Below are 24,959 nucleotides of genomic sequence, written 5' to 3' on the forward strand. Positions count from 1 at the left end.
CTACTGCGCGGTCGCGAACGGCAGCCGGATATGCACGTCCACGCCGCGAGGTTCGCGGTTGCGGATGTCCAGTCGTTGGCGCTCGCCGTACAGCACGCGCAGGCGTTCGCGGGTGTTGGCCAGCCCGACCGGGGCATGCCCGCCGGCCATGGGATCGGCCTCGACGAAGCCGGGGCCGTCGTCGCGAAGATGCAGGTCGAGCATGTCGCCGTCGAGCCGAGCGACCAGTTCGATACGTCCGCCTTCCTCGCGTTTCGATACCGCGTACTTGATCGCATTCTCGATCAGCGGTTGCAGGATCAGGCTCGGCACCAGCGCATTGCGTACGGCCGGTTCGATATCGACGGCCATCTGCAGGCGATCGCCGAAACGCACTTGTTCGATGCCCAGGTAAAGATCGAGCGCATCGACCTCTTGCGCTAGCGCGACCGGCTGCTCGGGGTCGGAATCGAGGGAGCGACGCAGAAACGCCGACAGGCTTGCGACCATGCGATAGGCCGTATCCCGCTGGTCGTCGAGGATCAAGGTGGAGATGGCATTGAGCGTGTTGAACAGAAAATGCGGATTGAGCTGGTAGCGCAGCATCTTGATCTGCGCCGCGTGCGCAGCGTTCTGCGCACGCAATGCGGTTTCCTTCTGTTGTTGCAGCTGCAGCGCGAACTTGATTCCGAAGTACAGCCCGCTCCACGACAGAAGGATGTAGAGGGTCGAGGTGAAGTACCACAGATAACCGAAGATGCTGCGGATCTCGCAGTTGTCGCAATAGCGGAACGCGATGGTCACGTAAAGCTTCATCTGCACCAGCGTGGCGAGCACGAGCAGCGCGATCGCGGCGGCGGTCATCTGCGGCACCGACAAGCCCCACAGGCGCCGATAGCCCAGGCGCAGCAGGCTGGTGACGGCGAAGCCGCAGACCGCTACGGAAAGCGAGGCGGACACATAGTGCAGCGGCTTGCCGTCGCCCATCGCGGTGGTGAAGTGGAGTATGAAATAGCCGAACCAGCCGATACTCTGCAAAGGCCAGAACAAACGCTTCGAGGCTGCCGACATCGAATCGGGCAAGACGATGGAACTCATATGGGGATTCTTCGTGGCAGGCGGCCACTATGAATTACTCGATGCCCAGTGTGAAGGAGGCCCCTTGGGTCCAACGCCTCGTCGCATCTTAGCAACGCTCTGCCGCACGGCAGGCAGACTTCCGCTTTCGGGTCCTGCCTAATGGCCGAATCGATCCGACTCGGCGACAGAGACAACCATGCTGACATTTTCCTTGATCATGGCGGCGGCAGGCGCAGCGGCGCCCGCCCCGGCGAACGTTGATCCGGCGACGGTCGCGGCTATCGAAGCGACCTGCTTCGATTATGTGGACGGCCAGCTCGAGGCCGATCCGGATCGCGTCGCGCGCGCATTGCACCCGGACCTGGCCAAGCGCGCGGTGATCGGGGACACGCCTTACGAGCGGCTCGGCTTGCGGCGCATGTCCAAGGAAGAGCTGGTGGCGTTGACCAAGAAAGGGGTGTTGAAGACGCCGAAGGAACAGTGGGACCGCAGCTGCCGTGTGCTCGACGTGGTCGGCAACGCCGCGTCGGTGCGCCTGGAAACCCAGTGGTTCGTCGATTATTTCCATATGGGGAAATTCGACGGTCGGTGGATCATCGTCAATGCCTTGTGGTACAGCAAGCCGAAGTGAGTCGCGCGCCGTCGATAAGGCCGTTGTCGCGAAATCCATAGGGGATATGTAATGAGAAATACGGTCCTGATGGCGCTCTGCGTGCTGGCGCCGGCCTGCACGCCGATGAATCCTGCCGAACCTGCGGCAGCTTCAGCCCAACCCTCGGTGGCCGTGCAGAAGCCGGGTGCCGCGCTGGGCGGCGAGCGTCAGCTGGTTTCGCCGCAGGCCGATGCCCCGCGCCTGCTCGGTGCGGATTGGTTGTCGGGCATGCGCAACGATTACAACCTCAGCACCGATTCCGTGCAGCGCGCGATGGTGTTCGCGCGTTCGGCGGCGAACTTCAAGGACAGTCGGATCTGGTTTGCGCGACGGGACGGCAGCGGCTGGGGAGAGGCTGCCGAGGCGCCGTTCACCGACCCGCGCTACCGCGACTCCGATCCCTGGTTGACGCCCGACGGCCGAACGCTCTATTTCGTTTCCAACCGTCCGCTCAGCGGCGAGGCGCCGAATGCCAGCCTGGACATCTGGCGCGTAGGCCTGGAGGACGGAAGTTTCGGCGTGCCCGAACGCCTCGCTACGCTGGCCAGCGATGGCGAGGAACTCGGTCCGGAGTTGCACGATGGTTGGCTGTACTTCAACAGCTCGCGCAAGGGCGGGCCGGCGAAACTGGCGATCTACCGAGCGCGCGTGAACGGTAGTGGCTTCGATGCGCCGCAGCCATTGGGTGCCCCGTTCAACGACGGCGCGATTCAAGGCGACTTCACCCTTTCGTCGGATGGCGGCCTGGCCGTGTTCTGGAGCCAGCGCGGCGGCTCCGCCGATGCGGATCTGTTCGCCGCCTGTCGAACGAACGACGGCTGGTCGGCGGCGGTGCGCTTGCCGTCACCGATCAACGCAGCCGGCATGGACTTCACCCCGTCCCTCACCGCCGACGGCAAGGAACTGCGTTTCGCCAGCATGCGCACCTCGGCGCACGCAGACGATGCCGCTCAGGTGTTGAACGGACAAGCCAATATCTATGTGGTCCCGACGGCATTGGCGACTCAGGCACTCGCCGGAGAACTGAGCCAGGCAGGCTGCAGTCCGGCGGCCGCGCGCGAATTCTCCGCGGCGGCGCGGCCCGTCGGGGCAGGGCGTCGCTCGTAAGCAGCGCCTGCCCGGGCGGTTTCGCCCCTGCGCCCTCGTGCCGCCGAGCCCCGGAGCCACCGCCGCGGAGATCGGCCCGTCTCGTGGGGCCTCAGCCGCGCCGAGCCGCCTCGATCGTCGCGATGTCGATCTTGGTCATCTCCATCATGGCGTCGAACGCCCGCTTGGCGGCCGCCGGGTCGGGATCGGTGATCGCCGCGGTCAGGGCGCGCGGCGTGATCTGCCAGTTCAGCCCCCACTTGTCCTTGCACCAACCGCAGGCGCTGGTCTGGCCGCCGTTATCGACGATCGCATTCCACAGGCGGTCGGTCTCGGCTTGGTCGTCGGTTGCGACCTGAAACGAGAAGGCCTCGTTGTGCTTGAAGGCCGGTCCGCCGTTCAAGCCGAGGCAGGGGATGCCCATCACCGTGAACTCGACGGTCAGCACATCGCCTTGCTTGCCGGACGGAAAGTCGCCGGGCGCGCGATGGACGGCTCCCACCGCACTGTCGGGAAACGTCTCGGCATAGAACTTCGCGGCGTCCAGTGCGGTGCCGTCGTACCACAGGCAGATCGTGTTTTTGTTGGCCATTCCGATTCTCCTAAGTTCAGTGGCATGCATCGTTCAACGGTGTGCATCGGGTTGCGCGGGAACTCGAACTGCGTCGTCGTCTTATCGGCCCGGGGCGCACGCGATCGTGGCGCACCTCAAGAGGCCGGGCAGGGATCGGCCCGGGGCAGCCGTTCGAGGATCGTACTCTTGTGGGGGAAGCATCCGCTGGTCGGACGCCAATGATCGATCCCGGGATATTCCGGCGCTCTGAAACGCTCGTTAAAAAAGCATGGAGCCGCAGCGCCAGGCACCCGAGGCAGCCGCGTGAGCGCCTCGTAACGCCGTCCTTTCGATTACCCTGTCGCCCTTCAAGGAGGAATGCGATGAAGCTTTATCACCGGATCAGTCTCGTCATCAGTCTGCTGTGCCTGGGGGCTTGGGTTTACGCCCACCTGGGCTATCGCTCGCCCGGGGCTCACGACGGCCAGGGCCCCGATCCACTGGGCATACTGCTGTACCTCGCGGTGTGGGTGGTGGGCGGCTTGCTGCTGCATTCGACCCTGGTCTCGACGTGGTTGGCGACGAGCAAGCGCAACGCGGAGCGGGTGCGCGAAGGTCGCATCGGCCTGTGGATCCAGGCGGCGGCATGGGCGGTGCTGGCGTTCTGCGTCTGGCCTTGGGTGTCGCAGTAAGTCCCGCTGCAGGCCCCGACCATGCGTGCCAAGACCGCATTCTCCACTGCCTTCCTTGCGACGATCTTCATCGCGTTCCTGGCCAATGCGGTTCCTTATTTCCTGACCCGTCGCGCCTATCAACGCGATGGCCAGGAAGTGGCCGGCTTTCCCTTCCTGTTCCGCAAGGTCGGAGGGGACTGCGGCGTATCGGCCTGCGACAGCTACGGCTTTCATGTCCTTCATTTCGCTGCCGACGCGGGGCTTGCGCTGGCCTGCGCCCTGTTTGCCGGATACATTGCGCTGCGATGGGCCCGGCGCGTTCGCGCAAGGGCTTAGCGATTCATTCAAGCCGTAGCCGTTTCGCGGTTGGCTTCAATCCGGGCGTTGGGGGCGCCGAAATCCGCATGGCCAAGCTCAAGATCACCTCCGTGCCTCCGGGCGAAGCGCCCGATTGGGTGCGGCAGCATTGGGTGGGGCTCGCTTTGCCGCTGCCCGACGGTTGCGAAGCGCCGGTGACGCTGCCCACCTTCGGCGTGCTTAGCGCTCCCAAGACTCGGATCGGTCAATCCCTGGCTCGCTTCTTCGGCCGGGCTCGCACCGAGACCGGATACTTGGTCGAATCTCTTCCCGCGTTCGACCTGCTGGCTCAATCCAGTCGCGAAGCCGCCGACTGGTGGCGCGCCCATACGCCGGAGCTGGCGCAGCCCGGACAGTATTTGTTGTTCCAAATCGGCGTCGGCCATGTGCAGCCTTCGGATGCGTCCGAGCAGTCCATTCAAGCCGAATCGGTTCCACAAGCCAGCCTTACTCGGGCGTAACGCCAGAGGCGGACGACTTCATGGCAATCGCGCTTAGGCCAACCCATATTTTGCCGTGGTCTGCGGCGATCGCCGGATCGGCAGTGCTGGGCATTGCTCTAAACGGCAAGTCCATCCAAGTTTCCTCCAATCTTCGGCATAGATCTGCTTGTCGATGACCCCGATGGGGTGATACTGGAGTGGCGAGATACATGGATTCAGCGTTATGGTTGTCGACCCCGGGGAACCGGACTGGGTCTCCAAAGAAAAGGCGGCGTGCCGAGTCCCGCCTGATGGCTCTGGCAGGTCGAAGTCGCTTTGGGGTTCGGCTTAATCAGGCGTCAAGTCGTAGGAGCATCCTATGAAGCGCACTTGGACCATCATCGGCGTCGCCGACGTCGCTCGCAGTTTCGGCTGGTATCAGTCCTTGTTCGGCCATGCCAAGACCGCTCCCGCTCACGACTTCTTCGGGCAAATCCGCGATGCGGACGGAACGGTCCTGATTTGTCTGCACCGATGGGGCGCTCACGACCATCCGTCCCTGGCCAGTCCCGAGCATGCCCAGCCCGGTAACGGGCTGCTGCTGTTCTTCCGTGTCGACGATTTCGACGAGACCTTGACCAGGGCGCGTGCGCTCGTCGCGACGCTGGAGGAAGAGCCCGGTCTCAATCCCAGCACCGGAACGCAAGAGTTCGCGTTGCGCGACCCCGATGGGTACTACGTGATGGTCAGCGCGCTTTCGGCCGATTGACACCCGCAGTCGCCAAGTTTCGCCGGCCTGTTTATCGAGCCGGCGAATCTCATGCCTCCGGCCGTATCCGTTGAAGCGCCCTTCGATCCCGCCGATACAGGAGCGCCAGCGCATCTTGCAATGACGCAGGGATACGGACGCTGGTTCGCGGTGGTTCCGAATCAAACGGCGATCGCAGCGGGGGACCAAGCGGACGGGCTGCGACGACTGTGATTTCTTTACTTCAGTTCTTAATTTCATAAGCAAGAATCAGGATCCGGCATGCATTTCTGAGTAGCCTGGGTTTGCCGTTGGCGTCGATGCCGATGCGGTCGAAGACAGATCGCCGAGGCCGGGAAATCGGGCGTCCGGGCGAACTTCGACCGGCGTAATCCACTGCCGGCACGGACCGTGACAGGTGCGCTTGCAGGAAAGAAGCCGCCGCGAGCGGTTCCTAACAGGATGAACAGTATGAAACGAACCCTACTGGGCTTGGCTCTGGCGATGCTCGCGTTCGGCGCGAACGCGCAGGGACGAACCGCAAACACGGCGGCGGCCGCCTACGTCTCGCCTTACGCACCGGTGGATCCGTCCAAGATGAGCGACGCCGCGATGCGGGTCGCCGCCTCGATCGACCGGGGCGGCATGGCCGACATGTGGGATGGCGCCTCGAAAGCGATGCAAAGCCGGGTCAAGAAGAAGGACTTCGTCGAGCGGATCGGCGAACTGCGAAAGAAGCTTGGGCCGGTCGTCGGCCGGTCGTGGATCGTCGTGCATCGGGAAAAGGGGGGCGCCGGCACGACGCTGCCCGCAGGTCAGTATGCCAGCGTGGAATTCGAGTTGGCCGCCGCCAGCGGGGTAAAAGCCAAGGAGCTGGTGTCCTTTACGTTGGATGCCGATGGGGTGTGGCGCGTGGTGGGCTACACGCTCAGATAAGCATGCGCAGGGCGGCGGCGCGCGCGAACCTGCGTAGCGCCGATCGTCGAACCTCACGGGTCGGCCTACGGTCGGGATCGGCCGCAGTCGCGCACGAAATCGACGATCAGATCCGCACCAGCTTCGGTGCGGGTCTCGAGTAGGAAATGCGGGCCGTCGAGCACGTGCGCTTGCATGCGCGGCAGGTCGCGCAATCAGGACAGAACTTCGGCGCGGTCGAAGACGCTGTCGTGCCGCCGTTACAGCATGAGCGCGGGCGGCCGCATGGCCTGGCGAAGATCGCTCGCCAACGATGCGGCCGCAAGCCGAAGCGGTCAGTGCTTGGTCGAGTCCGCAGGGCTTTCCGTGTGCATCACGCAACGCCACTGGTCGCCCACCTTGACCCAGGTCGAGGTGTCGTAGACGTCCATCTCCGTGGTCTTGCCTTCCATCTCCACCTTCTGCACCACGCGATAGCTGGCGACGGCTACATCGTCCGTCGGCAGCAGGACGTCCATCGCGGATATCTTGTAGTCGAGCAGCTTGACTCGGTCGTCGTTCGCCATCTTGGTGTAGGTGGCATGGTCGAACTTGTGCGCACCATGCCCGCTGACCATGAGGGCCGGCTCGGTCAGCATTCCGGTGGCCACTTGCGGCGACCCCTCCAGTATCGACTGCCAGAACGCTTTCTCCAGCCGCTCGATCTCGCCTTTCTGTTTCGTCGTGCTCATGGCATTGCTCCCTAGTCGGACCAGGAGTACACAGGGATAAATGCGAGCGCGTTATCCCGTCGTGAGAGGGATGCGGTCGCCGTATAACAATTCGTTCCAACCGCATCGCGGCTTGCTGGCTTTGGACAATGAATGCGCCGGTCCGAGCGCCGCCAGACCGGAGGGGCGTCACGTTTCTGGCCGGCTCATGGCGTCGAGCAGTGCGAGCCATATGGCGCGAACGCTCTTGTTGCCGCCGGGCCGAGTCGCTACACGACCCAGCATGCGCCATGCATGACGGATGGAACTGGCGCTGCGGCTTGGGCATGCGGATCTTCGGATGAACCGGGGCGGTCGACCTGCCGCAACCTTCGACGTCCATCAGAGGAGATTCTTATGAAAGCCGGTATTTTATTTCTGGCCTTGACCGGCCTGTCGATCGGCTGCGCCGTAGCGGCGCCGCCGGCCGTCAAGGGCGACGCGGAGCCCTTGCGTTCCCGGCTCGTCGGTACCTGGCAAGTCATGGAAGTGGTCGATACCGATCCCGCCGGAAAGATCCAGCATCCTTATGGCGAGCGCCCCACGGGATACATCGTCTACGACCCGACCGGCCATCTGCATGTGCAGCTCATGCGCACGCCGGCGACGCCGCCGTTCGCCGAGGGCGACCAGAAAGGCAGCGACCGCGAAGTCCGCGCCGCTTACGACGGCTATGTGGCCTACTTCGGCACTTACCGGGTCGACGAAGCGCAGAGCAGGGTGATCCATGAGGTGCAGGGCAGCCTGATGCCGAGCTACACCGGCACCGACCAGCCCCGTCCATTCAAGCTGAGCGGGGATGATCTGATCATCGAAGGGAAAACCCAGGAAGGCGGTTTCTACCGGCGGTTCCGCAGAGTCAAATAGGTCGCAGGTCCGGCCGAGTCTGCAGCGAATGCGGCGCCGGGCGGGACTGGTGCCGTAGCGGGTGTCATGCCGAATCGTGATTGCCTGCGTGCTTTTTCGAAGGCGCCGTGGATTCATGGGGTAGGGGGTAGGCGAAAAGCCGGGCTTGGTTGCCAAAGCCGCCTGCGCGGGGCAACGTATGCGCCGTTTGCATGCGTATCGATCGTGCATCGACGCAGCGCGCTCCCCTCCACCGTCAAGAAGTAAGTAGTAGGCGCCATGAAAAATCACTGTTTTGCAATGCTCCTCGCGGCAGCGGCACTGTCTCCCGTCACGGCAATCGCCGCATCGCGCAGCTACACCTATCTGGATGCGGGCTATGGAAAGCAGACGATCGAGTCGGCCGACTCCGATCCCTTGCTGCGCCTGGACGATATCGATGCCGACGGCGGCTATGTCGGCGGCTCGGTCGAGCTGGGGCGCGGGATGTTTCTGACCGGCGCCTTCCACAGGGGCAATGGCGATGTCGACGTGAGCTCCGGATCGCAGGTGCTGACCCGGTTGGACGTGGACGTGCAGCAAGTCGCGCTCGGCCTGGGCTACCACTACGAGATCAACGAGCGCCTCGATTGGACCGCGGAGCTGGGTTATCTCAACACCCGCTTCGAGTACGAGAACCGCGCCCTGTCGTTCACCGAGAAGCAGGATGGCGACGATGCCCGCGCATCGGTCGGACTGCGCGGCAACCTGAGCGAGCGCCTGGAGGCCTGGGGCAAGCTCAGGTACACCGACGGCGATACCTACGACGGCGAAGTCAGCGGCGCGGTAGGCGCTTTGCTGAAGTTCAACGAGCTGTGGGGCCTGACGGCCGAAGCCGGGGCGGGCGCAGGCAATCGCCAGTACACGCTCGGCGTTCGCGCTTCGTTCTGAGCCAGGCCTTGAATGCTGGGCGAGTATCCAAGCGGTGCCGCAAAGTATCTCGGCCTATTCAGCAAGCATCGGGTCAGTCTGGCGGTGGGGCTCGTTGGTATCTGCTCCAGGCTCAGGCGTTCGTCCCGAGGCGGACGCTTGAGCGAGTAGTCGGAGGCGGGAGTCCATGATTCCCTGTGCCGTCTTCCCGGCTGCGATCAACGCGATCGCGCGGCAATGGGGTACTCGGGGGGCTTGTCTGTTGCGGTTATCGGCTGCGGTGGAACCGGGCCCTGTTCGTATCGCCGGTTCTGGGGGTTCTGGTCGATAGTGCCTGCCGGTAGGATGTCGATGGTGCGAGCACTGTACGAAGTGCTTGCTGCCTTGGAGACATCCCGCCAGGCAATTCAATAGGGTCGTTACTGTGGGAGCGGTTCTGAAGCGAATGCCCGCGGTCTTCTGGATGGTCATCATCTGGTGGGCGGGCTACGCAATTGCGTTTGCCGCCCAGATCGTTCGCATGGGCGGTCCAGAAGGCATGCCGATGTCCTGGCCACAGGCGCTTCGCTTCAGCTTCGGCAGTTGGATGATGTGGGTGCCGGTAACCTTGGGGTTGTACTGGCTGGTGCGGCGCAGTCCGATTGAGCGCGGCCGGATACTGCGATCCTTGGCGATCCTGCTCGGTGCGTCCGTTCTGACGGTGTTGCTCCGGGGGGCCTATATCTATGCGACAAGCTCCGTCTTCCAGTGGTTCGGTCATCACCCGCGTCCAGGATTCACCGAGGTTTTGACGAGCAGCTTGAGTTACAACTTTATGCTCGCATGGGTCGTGATCGGATTGGCGCACGCGCTCGTCTTCTATCAGAGGAGCATGGAGAGGGGGCAGCAGATCGCGAGGTTGCAAGCGGGCCTGACCACGGCAAAGCTGGAAGCGCTGCGCGCGCAAATGAACCCCCACTTCCTTTTCAATACATTGAACTCCGTCGCCGAAATGGTTCATCAGGATGCGGAACTGGCTGACCGAATGCTGGTTTCGCTCTCGGTCCTGCTTCAAGCGGGGCTGTCCGTCGATAGCGTTCAATTTCGGACCCTCAGTGATGAGATCGAGCTGGTCAATAGCTACTTGATGATCGAGAAGGTTCGTTTGAACGATCGGCTAAGGGTCGAATGGAGCGTCGAGGCGGAAGCCTTGGGCGTTTCAGTGCCGGCGTTGATCCTGCAACCCTTGGTCGAGAATGCCGTAGTGCACGGTATTTCGCGACGGCGAGCGCCGGGCGTGCTGAGCATCAGCTGTGAATTGCGTGGCGAGACCTTGGTCGTCGAAGTGTCTAACTGTGTCTCCCCCGATGGGGCGGCGCCTCATGGTTCGGGCATCGGCTTGGGAAGTGCGCGCAGCCGTCTGCAGCTCTTGTATGGAGCGCGAGCGGCCATCCAGCAATGCGCGACGGAATCCGGGAGATACCTCGTTCGAGTAACCATGCCGGTGGAAAAGCATGGGGCTGCCAGTCTTCCGGGCAGGTCTGCGGCATGACCTTGATGCGCGCGGCCATCGTCGATGACGAGCCTATGGCACGGGTCAGGTTGCGTCGTCTGTTGGATAGAGTCGGTCGGGATCTGGTATCTGTCGTGGCCGAGTGTGTCGACATCGGGGAGCTATCGGCAGTGGCGGTAAATCTGGACATCGATGTTCTCTTTCTGGACATCGAGATGCCGGGTGGAGATGGATTCCAGGCTCTGGCCCGGTGGCCTGGGCCCCGGCCGCAAGTGGTGTTCGTGACGGCATACCCGCAGCACGGCGCCCGCGCCTTCGACGTGCGTGCCGTCGATTACCTGATAAAGCCGGTATCGGGCGAGCGTTTGCGAGATACGCTGGAAAGACTGAGCGGGACTCGGCCGAAAGATGGCGTTGTCAACGAAGTCGTCGGCGACGCCGATCGCATTCCGTTGAAGGTAGGAAGCCGAGTTCATCTGGTGCAAGCCAACAAGATCGATCTTGTCGTTTCGATAGGAAATTATCTCGAAGTTCATGCGGACGGGGCGGTCTACACCGTGCGTGGAACCTTGACGGATTTTCACTCGCGGCTTGGTCATGTCGAGTTCGCCCGGTTGCACCGCTCGGCCGTTGTACGCATAGCGGCCATTCGCCAGATCGTCCCCGCCGGTTCGGCCAGGTTCCGGATCGTGCTCCTCTCGGGGCAGCATCTGTTCTCCGGACGTCAGTTCCGCAGCAAGGTGGACGAGCTGCTGGTATAGCGCGAGCCCAGGAAGTCTGCCTGCATGGAGCCGGCCGAGTCGACGATCAGGCACCTATTCGTGTCGTTCGTCCCATCGCACTTCACTAACTGGCCTCGGGTCGATGTCATAGCTCGGCCACAACGTCGTCGATGATGGCTATGGCCCCTCGGGCAAGCCGCTCGTCGTCGGGCGGGGTGGGGTGTGCGGACACTGCACAAAATTCTGGCGCTATGGACTGATAGGTAGATTGATGAATATCTGGAAGACCGCCTCGTGCTCGATGTTGCTCGGAGCTTTGCTTGCCTCGGCCGCCGGTGCGGCTAATGCGGAACAAGTGCACCGTTGCGATAATTGCACCTACACTCAGAAAATGAACAAGGCACTTACGTCAACTCCGTTAGGATTGGCGTACGTATTCGACGTGCCGAATGCAGAGTTGACCATGTGGGAGGTTCGCCACGATGGCGAGCTGAGAATGAAGACTGCCGATCAGACTGCGGTCGATCCGGCCACATACAATATGTTTCTTAATGTTCTCGGCGATGCTAGCGCGCCGAAGGCGGAGAACGGCCGCGCGACACTGACACTGGATGCTTCATTTCCGCCTGCCGGATCCCGTTTCTCAAGCAATCCGCTTGCAGGATTCGAAGGCTATACGGCTTATGATTTTTCGCGCTCCGGAACCCTGCGCAGCCAGTTGGGAACCGCCATCGCCAACTCATTGGTCAGCGGCTCGGCAAGCTATAGCAATCCGCTCGGTACGCTTCTGCTGTCTTTCCTGTTCAATGCCGGCGGACCTATTCCGACGGGCTATACCATTATCATTACCTGGGTCGATGGGTCCAAGACTACGTTCGTGATCGAATCGGATGATACCAGTCAGGCGAAATACGTCCCCGGCGCCAGCACGACTCTTGAGGGGGTTCCGATTCCCGACAGCGCCGTCAACACCGATGCCGCGGGAGGGATCTTTACCGGCGAATGGGATTTTTCGAACCTGCGCTCTCTTGAGGATTGGATTAACGCGATGGCCATGAACGGCATCCCGGTGACGGGCCAGCGCACCAGCCAGAACAAAGTCGCCTGCGTCCGTGTCGACGGTGTGTTGAGCTGCCAATACCTTTGATTTAATAGGTTATCCGAGGCCGCTTCCCTGGCGAAGCGGCCTCATTTTCGGAGGCTGAGGCGAGATGCGATCCATTTGAGCTAAGTCGTATCGTTGGCTAGCCCTACGCAGTGCGCGATGGCCAGTAGTGGTCATGGTGAAGCCGCCTCGTAGTCAGGCACCCCCAAGCATCAGTCATACCTTTTCAGCGGAGGACTACCGATGCCCTTCCGAACCCGTCGAGTGATCCTGTTCGGCGACTGCGACCCGGGTGGGGTCGTGTACACGCCGCGTATCGCGCACTTCGTCGTCGAGGCAGGGCTCGATTTTCTGTCCCACGCGCTCGGCGGACCCGCGGCCAGGCGCTTGTTCGCCATGGGCATCCTGCCGCCCGCGCGCGCCCTGTCGATCGAATTTCTGCATCCGATGGCCTGGGACGATGCGATCGATATCGAGGTCTCGGTCGACAAGATTGGCGAGCATTCATTCGCTCTCTTGGTCTGCGCGTTCAACGCCGCAGGCGACAATACTTTCCGCGCCACGATCACGCAGGTCACCATATCGCCCGAGACGCGACGGCCGGTGCCGCTGCCGGCTGAACTGAAGGCCGCGCTCGATGGGGCGCGCGACTGCTGACGGGTCCGATGTCAGCTGGATGACGCCATCAAGACGGGTTGTACGCAACCCAGCCCTTGAAGGTAAAGCCGGCGTAGAACAACTCGACCTCGTCGAAGCCCGCCTCTTGCAGCAAGGCCAGGTCCTGTTCGGGTGAAAGCGCCGGCAGTCGGCTGCCGATCGCGGCGATGGCATTGCCGGCATCCGCGGCGGGAATCCCGGACGCCACCGCGAAGGCCGCGTAGCGATTCAGCCAGCGCGCCTTTTGCTGTTCGTCTTGGGGAAAGCTGTGGTGCGCCACGATCAACGGCGCGCCGGGCTTCAGGCGTTGCCTGAGTTCGATCAAGGTATGCAGGCGTTGCTCGGCCGGAAGAAAATGCAAGGTCAGCAGGCAGGCGGCGCCGTCGTAAGGCCCCTCGGGGGCGGTGTCGATGTAACCCTCGACGAGGTCGGCGCGCGAGGCGAGCGGCCCCAAGGTGGCGCTTGCGAGTTTCAGCATCTCGGACGACGGGTCCACGCCGACGAAACGCCACTGAGGCTGCGCTTCGGCAAACACCTTCAACTCCAGGCCGCCGCCGGCGCCGAGGACGAGTACCCGGCCATCGTGGGGTACGCTCTCGGCGAGCAGCAGCCTGGCCATCTGTTGCAGCGCATGAAGGCCCGGCACCTGTCTGACCGGGCCGAGCGCGTAGCGGGCAACCGCCTGGGGGTCGGAGAACGACAAGGCAAGGCTCCTGCGCGGATGATGGCGACTGATGCTACTGCAGATGCCCCCCGACCCGACCTGGAGGCAGACCGAGGCAGCCGCCTTCGATGAGGCGTGGCGCTTCTGGCTGCGTCCCATAGCCGTCATAGTCAGACCTTGACGCATGGAGAGCCGGGTGTCGCACTGCTGCGGTGCACGGAATCGATGCGACAAACGATAATGCGAAGCCGCTTTGCGCAGCGGATCGACCGAAAACGTTGGACTTCATTGGAGAGTTTTATGCGATGGATCGTTGTCTTCGCTGCCGCCGGCCTGCTCGCTGGCTGCGCGACCAACCGCCCCGCCGGGCTCAGCAGCCAGTCTTTGGCAGGCATCTGGCGCTGTGGGCCGATCGCGATACCCGACCCGAATTACGACTTGGTCGTCAGCACGGAGACGATCAATCGGGCCGATGGCCGTTACACCAGCCTGACCACCTCGGTGATCACGCCGCATGGCAAGTCGCCGGTCGTCATCCAGGACCGGGCATCGGGCACCTGGCTGCTCGAGGGCGACATCCTCGTCTCCAAGATAGAGGAGGTGAAGTTCCTGTCGTCGTCCGATTCGTGGATCAGCAACGAGCGCGGGCAGAAAGTACAAGACGACATGCTCAAGAAGAAGTCGGTGTACCGGTCGCGCATACTGAAGTTCACCGGGCGGACGCTCCGCATCGTTCCGGTGGAACCGACGTACAAGGAGGCCGAGGTCGAGTCGCTCTGCAAGCGGGTTTGAGGATGCAGATTCGTTGCTCGCCCCACTCGGGGCTCCGCTCGACCTTGGCGGCCTTCGACCTTTGAGCTAGTCGAAATCGTCGGGCGTTCCGCTCACGATGTCGCCAGGCTTCTTCGCGCGGGAGCGGTGCAGCCGGAGCAGAGCGTCAAGGGGAGGGTGTTGGATTTCCAAGCCCCTGAGCTACGGAAGTTCTGGCTGGCGCTGTGTCGGTCGGGCGGCCTGCGTGCGTTCGGGTTTGCACAAACGCGCGATTGATTCTCGGTAAGGCATCCGCGCTACCGCGGCCGGCCGGCCGGTGTGACAATTATCACGAAAGCAGGTTCGTCGTCGTCGGCTCGAAGAACGCGATGCTACTTTGACTCCTGCGCGCAAAGCGGGTCGGGCTCCCCGCGTTTTTCGCAAGCTGGCCCGGATTTCCTTGGGGGGAAAACGATGGACGCTCGCTCGATGGAGGCCGCGCGGCGGCTGCCCACGCTGGCGGTGGTGGAAGACGACCGGACATTCCGAGAAGACGTTCTTTTGCCGGTGTTGGCCCATTCCGGGTTCTCCGTCTTCGGGATGGCGGGCGCGCTGGATCTGTACCGGTCGATGACGCTTCGCTCATACGACCTGGTGCTGCTCGATGTCGGCCTGCCCGATGAGGATGGCGTCAGCATCGCAGCGCATCTGCGCAAGCTGTCCCCGCGTGTCGGCATCGTCATGTTGACCGGATACGATTCCGGCCCGGACCGGATGCGCGGGCTGCGCGCGGGTGCGGACGCTTATCTGTCCAAGCCGGTCGATATGGAAGAGGTGGTAACGACTTTGCATAATCTGGCGCGATGGGTCGTGCCGGAGACGAACCCCACGCATGCGCGTACGAAGTGGCGTCTGGACGACAGGGGCTGGTGCATCCTGACTCCCGGCGGCGTCGAGATCGAGATGAACCTGGCCGAGCGACAAGTGATGGCCATGCTGGCCGCGGCGGCCGGCATTCCGGTGCAGCGCGAGACCCTGATCGCGAGCCTGGTCAAGAATGCCTACGACTTCGATCCGCACCGGTTGGAAATGCTGGTGCATCGCCTGCGCAAGAAATGCCAGCAGATGGCGGAAGAGGAGCTTCCGCTGCGCGCGGTGCGCGGCATCGGCTATGTGCTCAACTGGTAGCCGGTCGCCTCGGCGCCCTGCCGGCGAAGGGAAGACCCAGGGTGAGTAGTCTCAAGGCCGGCTTGCGCCTGAGCTTGTCGGCGCTCGCTCTGTGGGTCCTGTGCGGTTCGGCTTTGGCGTCAGCGGAAGTGCAGCCGCGCTATCGGGTGGGCGTGCATGCCTTCACCGGGGACGATGGCTTGCCGCAAGGCGGCGTCAATGCAGTGCTGCAGACCCGCGATGGTTATCTGTGGATCGGTACCTTCGGCGGTCTGGCGCGTTTCGACGGCCTGAGCTCCAGGATATTCCGCGCCGAGCCGTCGCTCGATGCCTCCGGTCCACGACACGGTCCGCAGGCCGGGCCCGCCAGCGATCGCATCCTGGCGCTGCATGAAGACGAACGCCAGCAACTGTGGATCGGAACCCAGGACGCCGGTTTGAGCGTGTACCGGCAGGGGACGTTTCGCCATTTGCCGATTTGCGGCGGCACCTGCCAGATCAATGCGATCGTGCAGACGCCCGACCGGACGTTGTGGATTCTCAGCAATGTCGGCCTGTTCACCCTGGATCCTCTGCGCCGGCAGTCGACCTGGGTCGATGCGCAACGCACTGGGCACACCCATTTGGTGCGCGACCGGCAGGGGCGCATCTACGTCGGCGGTGGGGAGGGCTTGTTCGTCCTCGACGATGGGCGACTGCGCCGTCTTGCATTGCCGGCCGGGGACGGCTGGGTGCAGGTGTTGAAAACCAACGGCGACGACTTGCTGGTCGGCACCAACCGCGCGCTGTATCGCTACCGGCCCGGATCGGGGCAATGGCAGCCCTTGGGTGTGGCAAGCCCAACCGCGGCGGTAAAGGATGCCGATGGCCGATGGTGGGTGGCGACGGCGCCCGGGCGAATGCTGAGGGAAGACGACAGCGGCTGGCGGGATCTTCCGGAACTGTTCGGCATGGGCGTGATCAGCCTGGCGCGGGACGACGAAGGCAATCTGTGGTTGGGCACCGGCAGCAAGGGGCTGTTGCGCGTGCGCAAGCCGGTGTTCGGCTCGATCCCGGCTTCTCTCGGCGGCGTCGACATGGCCGGCCGCGCCGTCGTCGCCGACGGACAGGGCGGCCTGTGGTTCGGTTCAGCTTGCGGCGGGCTGCGTCGTTGGCGACAGGACGGCAGCCTGCTGCGGCAGCCGGTGCTGCGGGCCGCGGGCGACGAATGCGTCGCCAGTCTGGCCTTGGATGGCGATGGCGCGCTCTGGGTCGGTACCGCGGAGGGGCTGCTGGTGCGCATCGCCGACGGCCGGCCGACGCTCGTGGGGCAATGGCCCGGGGGCGGGGCGGTCAATGTCTGGCGACGCAGCGAGGGACGTTTGTTCGTCAGCTCGGGCCGCTCCGTGCTCGCGGTCGAGATCGATGGCGAGCGACGTATTTCCGCGCAGCGGCGCATCGAAGCGCTGCGCGACATGAGCATCAATGCCATCGTCCCTGCGGCGAGCGGCGGCGACTGGTTCGTCGGCGACCGCGGCGTGTGGCGTCTGCTCGGCGAGCGGGTGGTCGAGCGATGGACGCCGCGCGAGGGCTTGTCCTCGCGCTTCGCACGCGCCGTGTACGAGGACCGTGCCACCGCCACGCTGTGGGTGGGCACCTACGGCGGCGGTCTCAACCGGATCCGCAACGGCCAGGTGCAGCGTTACGACAGCCGCAACGGCCTGTTCGACGATACCGTGTCGTGCATCCTGCCCGACGGCCAAGGGCGCCTATGGCTGGGCGGCAACCGCGGCATCACCGTGTTGCCGACGCCGGGCGACGCCGGAGCCAAGATCGAATCGGTCGGCTACGCCGCGGGCGACGGCCTGGTCCCGGCCGAAATCAATGGCGGCCATTCGACCGCCTGCCACCGCGACAGCCGGGGCCGGCTGTGGTTTTCGCTGGTCGAAGGGTTCGCGGTCGTCGACCCCAAGGATTTTCCGGTGGTGGCGCCGGTGCCGCTGAGGGCCCGCATCGAACAGGTGGCGGTCGCCGGACGCAGCCAGCAGATCGCAGGAGATTCCCTGGCCCTGGAGCCGTTCGCGCGCAGTCTGGAAATTCATTACACCGCCATCAATCTGAGCCGGCCGCGCGAAACTTATTTCCGTTTTCGCCTGCTCGGATTCGATCACGGTTGGGTGGATGCCGGGCAGAACCGCAGCATTCTGTATCCGCTGATCCCGTGGGGAGAGCACCGCTTCGAAGTGCAGGCGCGCACCCTGGGGGGACGTTGGTCGCCGGTACCGGCCCGTCTGAGCGTGCTCAACCCGCAGCCCTGGTATTTGCGGCCGTGGGCGCTGATCCTGGCGACGGCCCTGGGCTTGCTGGTATTGGTCGCCGCCACCCACATCGGCACGAGCCAGGACAGGATGCCGGCGAAGCCTCCGGATTGAGCGACTGAGCGAGTGGCGACTAAACGCGTGCCGATGAGCGCGCTGCGCGGTCGCGGCGATCAGGGGGCGGCGGCGTGGCGCGTCATGGCCGACTCCGCCGCTACCGCTGTCGAGATCTCGTCAGGGCCCGTCCTGTGCGGTGTCTGCGCAAGCTCCCAACCGGCCTCGTCCCGAAGGCCGTCTTCGGGCTCGGCCAGCGGCAAACGGATTCGGATGCGGGTGCCCGCGCCGGGGGCGCTGTCGGCCGTTATCGCGCCGCCGTGGTCGGCGACGAAGCGATGCACGGTCGCCATGCCGATGCCGGTGCCCTGGTCCCGGGGCTTGGTGGTGAAGAACGGCTCGTACAAGCGCGCGAGCACTTCCGGCGTCATGCCGATGCCGGTGTCTTCCAAGCCGATGCAGGCGTGATCGCCGTCGGCCTGAAGCGACAACGTGAAACGGCCGCCCTGCGGCATCGCATCGCTGGCGTTGCTGGCCACGTTCAACAGCGCCAGTACCAGTTCGTCGCGGTCGGCCTTGACCCACAGGCCCGAGACCGAGGTATCCAGCGATACTTCGATCGCGCGCGGGAATATCGGCAGGATCAACGGCCGCACTTCTTCGATCGCTTCGGCGAGATCGAAGGTGGACAGGTGTCGCGTGTGCGTGCGGCTGAAGCTCAGCAGGCGCCGGGTGAGGGTGGCGCCGCTGCGCGCCGCCTGGCGTATGCCCGGCAGCACCGCGTCGATGTCGCCGCGCCGGCCCACCGAGGTGGCGTGGCCCAGGATCACGCTGAGGATGGCATTGAAGTCGTGGGCGATGCCGGTCGAAAGCCGGCCGATGGTTTCCATTTTCTGCGTCTGCACCAGACGCTCGTAGGCGCGTTCTTTCTCTTCCACTTGGCGCTGCAGCTCCAGGCACAGCGCGTTGAGTTCTTCGCTGCGGCTGATCGCCCGTCGCGACGACAGGATCAAGCGGTCCAGGATCGCCACCAGGACGAGAAAATTCATCCCCGACAAAAGCAGGTTGGTCGAGGCTTCCGAGGCCTGCATGGAATCGGTCGCGAGTTGCAGGTCGGTGCGCGCCCCGATCGCGAGTGCGGCCGCATAGGCCAGAGCGGTCCACCAGACCGCGGTCCTGCCCAGGAACAATCCCGACAACAACAGGGGCAGCAGGTGGGTGATCTGCAGCCCGGACTGCGAGCGCAATCCGTAGGCGTGGTAACTCACGGCCATCAGGATCACGCCGCCGATGACGGTCAGGCTGGTCGACAAGCGGAACAGCCCGTGGCGCAGCAGATAGAAACACGCCCAGGTGTAGGCGCTGACGATCAGCAGCAGCCAGTGCTCCGTATAGCCCGCCAGGTCCGGCGCGGCGGCGCAGGAGCCGATCGCCATCAACAGCGTGGTGACCGCGACGACGGCGAGTATCGCTTGCAGCGCCATCGCGTTGCGTTTGTCGCGCGCCGCGCGGATGGGCACGCGTTGCATCCAGCCGATGAAGCGATGCCAGAGGAGAGGAAGCGATTTGCGAGCGGTCATCGATACGGTTGATGCAGGACAGCGGTTGAAGGCCGGGGCACTCGGGCGTCGCGACGGGGCGGCCGAGCAGCGGTCGGACCGTTCCGATCCGGCGCCTGCGCGGTCGCTGCGCCGGGCCCGGCAGGAAGGGTCCCCTTCCTTGTATGACTACCGCTAGGCAGCCTAGCACCGCGATCAGACAGGACGCGGACAACCACCGCTTCCGGCGAAGAACTGCGATCCGTATCACCCTTCATGCGGCTCCGGGCGGCCGAATCGCGCAAACCCGGCGATCGAATCCTCACCGTGGGTGAGGATTCGATCGCCGATGGATACCGCGGCGTATCGGCCCGGCTCGTGTCGGTGGCGGCCGCCCTGCGCAAACCGGCCGACGATGGCCGGCAGGGCTTCGACGAACGCCCCCTTGGCCAAGCGCTGTGCCGTCGCGACCCGAGCGCACACGATCCTTGGTCGTCTGTCCGTCATGGACATCGGGCCGCGTACTCGCGTTACGGCGGGTCGATGCGTCGACGCGCTCAACGCTGGGATGGCGCGCGGCCTGGATGCGATGCCGACGGCCGTCGTCGCCCGCATACGCCCCGCGGCATCGCGGCGGCGATGTCGAAACAGCCGCGCAAAGTCGACGCACGCTCCGATGCAGACGAGACGGATATCGCGATCCCGCCTGTGACGCAAGGGCGAAAGGCTGAAATTTTTCGTGAAGCCTGGTGCGTGTAATCGCCATGCCCGGTCACTAGTGTTTGCCACGCAGCGCGCCGCTCCATGCAACACGAGTGCAGGCTTCGGGCCGCCAGGACCGGGTCGTGCATCAAGCAGCCAAGCGGCGCACGGGTCGTCACCACGACGCAGGAATCCGGCGCTTGGGTCTGCTTTGTCGGCGGTCGCGGAGCGCGCAAGCCCTCGGGGTCCGGCACGACGCGCTTAGCGATGGCGCCTGATCCGGAATCCGGCCGAACTTCGTCGAGGGCGCAGCCGTACCGGTCGCACGAGCAGCGCACGAGCACTGCTGCGCCGGCACTGCGTCGCCACGACGGCCCTCGCGATGCCTCTCGAAACACTTCACAGGCGACACCGCATCACCTTCATCCCGCGGCCCATCGGATTGGCGTGCAACTGGGGAAACGAGTAATGAACAAAATCTACAGCGTGGTATGGAGCCGGTCGCTCAATCGGCTGGTGGTCGCTTCGGAACTGGCCGCGCCGCGTGGCCAGGCCGCCGGCAGCGGTAACAGGGCTTCGTATTCGGCGGGAACGTTGTGCGCCGGGATCCTGGCCGCGCTGGCGACGATGGGCGCGGTGGGGTGGGCCCCGACCGCGCAGGCGCAGGCCGTGGATTGCAGCGGGCCGCCTTACAATCTGTACAACGGTACCGCCTCGTGCATGGGCTTGGGCTCGCGCGCTTCCGGCATCGGCGCCACCGCGCTGGGCTCTCTGGCCACCTCCGACGTGCTTGGCGGGCTCGCCGTCGGCTATGCCTCGCACAGCGCTGCGCAGAATTCGATCTCGGTCGGGTTCGGGGCCTATACCACCGGCGTCAATTCCATCTACCTCGGTGCGCGCACCGCGGCCGGTACCGGCTCGCTCGGCGGCGGCTCGATCGGCATCGGCACCGACGCGACCTCGGGCGCCGACGGCTCCATCGCCATCGGCACCGTGGCCCGCGCGACCGGGGTCGCCGCGGTTTCCTTCGGCGGCAGCTCGACCGCGGCCGGATTGCGCAGCGTCGCCCTGGGCTATCAAGCGAACGCGGCGGTGCTCGACACCATCGCCCAGGGCACCGGCACCTTCGCCGGCGGCCAGAACGCCATCGCGATCGGTTTCCAATCCATCGCGTCCAATCTCAATTCGCTCTACCTGGGCTCGCGCACCGTCGCGGGTACCGGAGCCACCGGCTTCGGCGCCGTCGCCATCGGCACCGACGTCACCGCGTCCGAGCAATACGCCATCGCAGTCGGGCGGCTGAGCGCGGCCACGGGCGTCGACTCCGCCGCGATCGGGCCGAGCGCGCGCGCCAGCGGGCCGAGTTCGGTCGCGTTCGGCGCACAGGCCAATGCCTCTGCGCAGTCGGCGATCGCGCTCGGCCTGAATGCGGCCGCGTCGGGCCTGAGCTCGATGGCGCTGGGCAGCGGCACGGTCGCCAACAACATCAATGCCGTCGCGCTCGGCGCCAGCGCCAGCGCCACCGGGGCCGGCGCGAGCGCCCTGGGCACCTTGTCCAGCGCGACCGGCGGCAACGCCACCGCGGTCGGCGTCAGTTCCAGCGCCGGCGGCAACTTCGCCTTCGCCGCCGGTTCGGGCGCCAACGCCAGCGCGGAGAACGCTTTCGCCGCCGGCCGCAACGCGGTCGCCGATGCCGCCGACGCGGTCGCGATCGGCACCAACTCGACCGCCACCGGCGGCCGCGCGGTCGCCATCGGCGCCGGCAATTTCGCCAGCGGCGACGGCGCGGTGGCGATCGGCGATCCGAACACCGCCACCGGCAACGGCGCGATCGCGCAAGGCCTCGACAACACCGCCACCGGCAACGGCGCGGTGGCGATGGGCAACACCAACATGGTCGGCGGCGGCGGCCAGGCCGTGGGTGTGGCCGGCATCGCCGCGCAAGGCGCGGTCGGCATCGGCTTCCAGAACACGGTGGTCGGCCAGGGCAGCGTCGCCATCGGCCACACCAGCAGCGCGCTGGCGGCCGGCGCGGTGGCATTCGGCGATAGCGCCGCGGCCAACAACGCACGCGACGTGGCGCTGGGCTCGGGATCGACGACGGCGGTCGCGGTCGCCACCCCGAGCACGACCATCGACGGGGTGACCTACAACTTCGCCGGTGTCGCACCGACCAGTACGGTCAGCGTGGGCACGGCCGGCAACGAGCGGACCCTCACCAACGTGGCGGCGGGTCGGATCTCCGGTGCCTCGACCGATGCCATCAACGGCTCGCAGTTGTTCGCGACCAATCAGGCGATCGAGGCAGTCGCCACCACCGCCAGCGCCGGATGGAACCTCAGCGCACAGGGCGCCAACGCCAGCAACGTGGCGCCCGGCGAAGCCGTCGACTTGCGCAACACCGACGGCAACATCGTGGTCGCGAAGGCCGCGACCGACGACAACGTCAACTTCGACCTGGCCGACGACATCACCGTCGACAGCGTCACCGCCGGCAACAGCCTGCTCAACAGCAACGGCCTGACCATCACCGGCGGGCCCAGCATCACCACGACCGGCATCAATGCCGGCGGCCTGGTCATCGCCAACGTGGCGCCCGGCGTGGCCGGTACGGATGCGGTCAACGTCAGTCAATTGACCGACGCGACGACGGCGGTGCGGACGCACTACTACAGCGTCAACGACAACGGTGCGATCGGCGGCAACTACAACAACGACGGCGCAACAGGCATCAATGCCCTGGCCGCCGGCGTCGGTGCGGTGGCCGGCACTGGTGCGGCCACCGCGGTGGGTTTCGGCGCGACCGCCGCCGCCCAGGCCGGCGACGTGGCCCTGGGCTCGGGCTCGATCACCGACACCGTGGTGGCGACCGCCGGCGACAGCATCGACGGCGTCGCCTACAGCTACGCCGGCACCGCGCCGACCAGCACGGTCAGCGTCGGCGCAGCGGGTGCCGAGCGCACCATCACCCATGTCGCCGCAGGCAGGGTCTCGTCCGCGTCCACCGATGCGATCAACGGCTCGCAGTTGTTCGCCACCAACCAGGCAGTGGGCGCGCTCGGCGGCAATCTGGACCAACTCGGCACCAGCACCGCCGCCTCGCTCGGCGGCAGCTCGGTCTACAACCCGGTCACCCATACCGTGACCGCCGGGCTCGCGGTGGGCGGCAACACCTACAACAACGTGCAGGACGCGCTGACCCAGATCAACGACAGCGCGAGCGCCGGCTGGAACATCGCGGCCGGCGGCAACGGCGGCAACATCGGCCCGGGCGAAACCCTGACCGTGGCCGCCGGCAGCAACGCGACGGTCGCCTACGACGACGCCACCGGTACCCTGACGGTGGGCGTGGTGCCGGACCCGAGCTTCAACAGCGTGGTGGTCGGCAACACCACGATCACCACCAACGGCCTGACCATCGCCGGCGGCCCCAGCATCACCAACGTCGGCATCAATGCCGGGGGCACCACCATCACCAACGTGGCGGCCGGCATCAACGGCGGCGATGCGGTGAACCTGGACCAGTTGAACCAGGCGATCACCGCAGGCTCCACCCATTACTACAGCGTCAACGACGGCGGCATCGCCGGCGGCAACTACGCCAACAACGGCGCCACCGCGACCGGCGCCATCGCATCGGGCGTCAACGCCAGCGCTACCGCGGCGAACGCAGTGGCGATGGGCACCGGCGCGACCGCGGGCGACGCCAACAGCGTGGCACTCGGCGCGGGCTCGACCACCGCCGCCGCGGTGGGCACCGCCAGCGCCACCATCGCCGGTACGACCTATAACTTCGCCGGCGGCGCGCCGGTCGGAACGGTGAGCGTGGGCAGTGTGGGCGCCGAGCGCACCCTCACCAACGTCGCCGCGGGACGGTTGTCGGAGACGTCGACCGATGCCGTCAACGGCTCGCAGTTGCATGCGACCAATCAGGCGGTCAACGCGCTGGATGGCCGAGTGACCAACGTCGAAGGCGACATCGCCAATCTGACCGGTACCATCAACGGCTTCGACGGCCGCATCACCCAGGTCGAAGGCAACGTGGCCAACCTGACCAACACCGTCAATACCTTCGACGGCCGCATCAGCGGGGTGCAGAACGGCTCCGACGGCATGTTCCAGGTCAGTCAGGAGGACGCCGTGGTCAAGCCGCGCCCGACCGGCACCAACGCATCGGCCGGTGGCGACGGTGCGGTCGCGAGCGGCAACAACGCGCTGGCGGTAGGCAACCAGAGCACGGCCAGCGGCAGCGCCAGCACCGCCGTGGGCACCGGCGCGACCGCGAGCCACGCCAACAGCGTCGCGCTGGGCGCCGGGTCGGCAACCACGGTGGGTGCGCAGCGCGGCTACAACGCCGCTTATGTAGGCAGCAGCACCTCTACCGGCGAGGTCAACATGGGCGGCCGCACCCTGACCGGTGTGGCGCCCGGCATCGCCGGCACCGATGCGGTCAACGTGAGCCAGCTCAACTCCGGCGTGAACCACGCCATCGATCAGTCGAAGGCCTATACCGACGCTCGTTTCGAGCAGTTCGACAACGACGTGTGGGCCCTGCGCAAGGACTTCCGTGCCGGCACTTCCTCGGCGATGGCGATGGCGGGCCTGCCGCAGGCCTATCTGCCGGGCAAGAGCATGCTCGCGGTGGCGGCCGGCGGTTATCAGGGCGAATACGGCATGGCGGTCGGCCTGTCGGGCATCACCGAGAACGGCCGCTGGGTCTACAAGGCCCAGGCCAGCGGAAACACCGCGCGCGACTGGGGCTTCTCGGTCGGTGCCGGCATCCAGTGGTGAGGGCAGGCGCGCCCCGCTTTCGGGCGGGGCGCGATAGCCGACGGCGAGCG

23 protein-coding genes are annotated in these 24,959 nt (G+C 65.3%); 18 read left to right on the forward strand and 5 right to left on the reverse strand.

Translation table 11 applies throughout. The features are described from left to right. Complete coding sequence (locus EX88_RS0109895; RefSeq protein ID WP_051884870.1) at nt 1–1,077, reverse strand: sensor histidine kinase; 1,077 nt, start codon at nt 1,075–1,077, stop codon at nt 1–3. Nucleotides 1,078–1,276: 199 nt separating this feature from the next. Here EX88_RS0109895 and EX88_RS0109900 point away from each other — a divergent pair, with 199 nt between their 5' ends. Together EX88_RS0109900 and EX88_RS0109905 are read left to right on the forward strand one after the other, a co-directional pair. Then, a complete protein-coding gene (locus EX88_RS0109900; RefSeq protein WP_430536906.1) occupies nt 1,277–1,690 on the forward strand; it encodes a nuclear transport factor 2 family protein in 414 nt (137 codons plus the stop codon). 51 nt (nt 1,691–1,741) lie between these two features. After that, entirely contained in the window at nt 1,742–2,818 is a 1,077-nt protein-coding gene (locus tag EX88_RS0109905; protein WP_081930828.1) for a PD40 domain-containing protein, read from the forward strand. A gap of 91 nt (nt 2,819–2,909) precedes the next feature. Here EX88_RS0109905 and EX88_RS0109910 read toward each other — a convergent pair whose 3' ends face one another. Continuing rightward, nucleotides 2,910–3,389 carry a VOC family protein gene (locus EX88_RS0109910; RefSeq protein WP_031371840.1) on the reverse strand — a complete coding sequence of 160 codons (480 nt, stop codon included), beginning with the start codon at nt 3,387–3,389 and terminating at the stop codon, nt 2,910–2,912. Nucleotides 3,390–3,733: 344 nt separating this feature from the next. On the opposite strand from EX88_RS0109910, the gene EX88_RS0109915 reads away from it, so the two are divergent. From EX88_RS0109915 to EX88_RS0109935, 5 genes are all read left to right on the forward strand, one after another. After that, nucleotides 3,734–4,042, forward strand: coding sequence for a hypothetical protein (locus EX88_RS0109915; protein WP_031371841.1), 309 nt, complete (start codon nt 3,734–3,736; stop codon nt 4,040–4,042). A gap of 21 nt (nt 4,043–4,063) precedes the next feature. Further along, on the forward strand, nt 4,064–4,360 hold the full coding sequence (locus EX88_RS0109920; RefSeq protein ID WP_031371842.1) for a hypothetical protein: 297 nt from the start codon (nt 4,064–4,066) through the stop codon (nt 4,358–4,360). A 68-nt stretch (nt 4,361–4,428) separates the two neighbouring features. Next, the gene (locus tag EX88_RS0109925; RefSeq protein WP_031371843.1) at nt 4,429–4,842 is read left to right on the forward strand and encodes a hypothetical protein; all 414 of its coding nucleotides are present in this window, start codon (nt 4,429–4,431) and stop codon (nt 4,840–4,842) included. Between the two features lie 340 nt (nt 4,843–5,182). After that, entirely contained in the window at nt 5,183–5,572 is a 390-nt protein-coding gene (locus tag EX88_RS0109930; protein WP_031371844.1) for a VOC family protein, read from the forward strand. 450 nt (nt 5,573–6,022) lie between these two features. After that, nucleotides 6,023–6,487 (forward strand): DUF4019 domain-containing protein, encoded by a 465-nt coding sequence (locus tag EX88_RS0109935; protein WP_161786100.1) that lies wholly within the window; start codon nt 6,023–6,025, stop codon nt 6,485–6,487. Between the two features lie 314 nt (nt 6,488–6,801). Here EX88_RS0109935 and EX88_RS0109945 read toward each other — a convergent pair whose 3' ends face one another. Further along, complete coding sequence (locus EX88_RS0109945) at nt 6,802–7,197, reverse strand: nuclear transport factor 2 family protein (protein ID WP_031371846.1); 396 nt, start codon at nt 7,195–7,197, stop codon at nt 6,802–6,804. A gap of 375 nt (nt 7,198–7,572) precedes the next feature. On the opposite strand from EX88_RS0109945, the gene EX88_RS0109950 reads away from it, so the two are divergent. The 6 genes from EX88_RS0109950 (at nt 7,573) to EX88_RS0109975 (ending at nt 12,946) form a co-directional block, all read left to right on the forward strand. Then, nucleotides 7,573–8,082 carry a lipocalin-like domain-containing protein gene (locus tag EX88_RS0109950; RefSeq protein WP_051884873.1) on the forward strand — a complete coding sequence of 170 codons (510 nt, stop codon included), beginning with the start codon at nt 7,573–7,575 and terminating at the stop codon, nt 8,080–8,082. 258 nt (nt 8,083–8,340) lie between these two features. Next, nucleotides 8,341–8,991, forward strand: coding sequence for an outer membrane beta-barrel protein (locus EX88_RS24480; protein ID WP_081930832.1), 651 nt, complete (start codon nt 8,341–8,343; stop codon nt 8,989–8,991). Between the two features lie 424 nt (nt 8,992–9,415). Continuing rightward, nucleotides 9,416–10,501 carry a sensor histidine kinase gene (locus EX88_RS0109960; RefSeq protein ID WP_031371849.1) on the forward strand — a complete coding sequence of 362 codons (1,086 nt, stop codon included), beginning with the start codon at nt 9,416–9,418 and terminating at the stop codon, nt 10,499–10,501. Further along, nucleotides 10,498–11,223: a LytR/AlgR family response regulator transcription factor gene (locus EX88_RS25885; protein ID WP_031371850.1), complete on the forward strand. Its 726-nt coding sequence runs from the start codon at nt 10,498–10,500 to the stop codon at nt 11,221–11,223. Before EX88_RS0109960 ends, EX88_RS25885 begins: the two co-directional genes overlap by 4 nt. 232 nt (nt 11,224–11,455) lie before the next feature. After that, nucleotides 11,456–12,331, forward strand: a complete 876-nt coding sequence (locus EX88_RS0109970) for a hypothetical protein (RefSeq protein ID WP_152566201.1) — start codon at nt 11,456–11,458, stop codon at nt 12,329–12,331. Between the two features lie 222 nt (nt 12,332–12,553). Further along, nucleotides 12,554–12,946, forward strand: coding sequence for an acyl-CoA thioesterase (locus tag EX88_RS0109975; protein WP_200875818.1), 393 nt, complete (start codon nt 12,554–12,556; stop codon nt 12,944–12,946). Between the two features lie 28 nt (nt 12,947–12,974). On the opposite strand, the gene EX88_RS0109980 is transcribed toward EX88_RS0109975, so the two are convergent. After that, nucleotides 12,975–13,649: a class I SAM-dependent methyltransferase gene (locus tag EX88_RS0109980; RefSeq protein ID WP_031371853.1), complete on the reverse strand. Its 675-nt coding sequence runs from the start codon at nt 13,647–13,649 to the stop codon at nt 12,975–12,977. Nucleotides 13,650–13,910: 261 nt separating this feature from the next. On the opposite strand from EX88_RS0109980, the gene EX88_RS0109985 reads away from it, so the two are divergent. The 3 genes from EX88_RS0109985 to EX88_RS0109995 all read left to right on the forward strand — a co-directional run bounded on the left by EX88_RS0109985 (nt 13,911) and on the right by EX88_RS0109995 (nt 17,938). Further along, nucleotides 13,911–14,402 (forward strand): hypothetical protein, encoded by a 492-nt coding sequence (locus EX88_RS0109985; RefSeq protein WP_031371854.1) that lies wholly within the window; start codon nt 13,911–13,913, stop codon nt 14,400–14,402. Nucleotides 14,403–14,834: 432 nt separating this feature from the next. Next, nucleotides 14,835–15,548: a response regulator transcription factor gene (locus EX88_RS0109990; protein WP_036148500.1), complete on the forward strand. Its 714-nt coding sequence runs from the start codon at nt 14,835–14,837 to the stop codon at nt 15,546–15,548. A 41-nt stretch (nt 15,549–15,589) separates the two neighbouring features. Next, entirely contained in the window at nt 15,590–17,938 is a 2,349-nt protein-coding gene (locus EX88_RS0109995; RefSeq protein ID WP_161786101.1) for a ligand-binding sensor domain-containing protein, read from the forward strand. A 59-nt stretch (nt 17,939–17,997) separates the two neighbouring features. Here EX88_RS0109995 and EX88_RS0110000 read toward each other — a convergent pair whose 3' ends face one another. Then, on the reverse strand, nt 17,998–19,398 hold the full coding sequence (locus EX88_RS0110000) for a sensor histidine kinase (protein ID WP_161786102.1): 1,401 nt from the start codon (nt 19,396–19,398) through the stop codon (nt 17,998–18,000). A 294-nt stretch (nt 19,399–19,692) separates the two neighbouring features. Between EX88_RS0110000 and EX88_RS25890 the strand changes: the two genes are divergently transcribed. Both EX88_RS25890 and EX88_RS0110010 read left to right on the forward strand, forming a co-directional pair. Beyond that, entirely contained in the window at nt 19,693–20,175 is a 483-nt protein-coding gene (locus EX88_RS25890; RefSeq protein ID WP_152566203.1) for a hypothetical protein, read from the forward strand. A gap of 411 nt (nt 20,176–20,586) precedes the next feature. Further along, the gene (locus tag EX88_RS0110010) at nt 20,587–24,909 is read left to right on the forward strand and encodes a YadA-like family protein (protein ID WP_051884877.1); all 4,323 of its coding nucleotides are present in this window, start codon (nt 20,587–20,589) and stop codon (nt 24,907–24,909) included. Nucleotides 24,910–24,959 lie beyond the last annotated feature (50 nt).

It is taken from the genome of Lysobacter antibioticus, assembly GCF_000731095.1.
Classification (GTDB): domain Bacteria; phylum Pseudomonadota; class Gammaproteobacteria; order Xanthomonadales; family Xanthomonadaceae; genus Lysobacter; species Lysobacter antibioticus_B.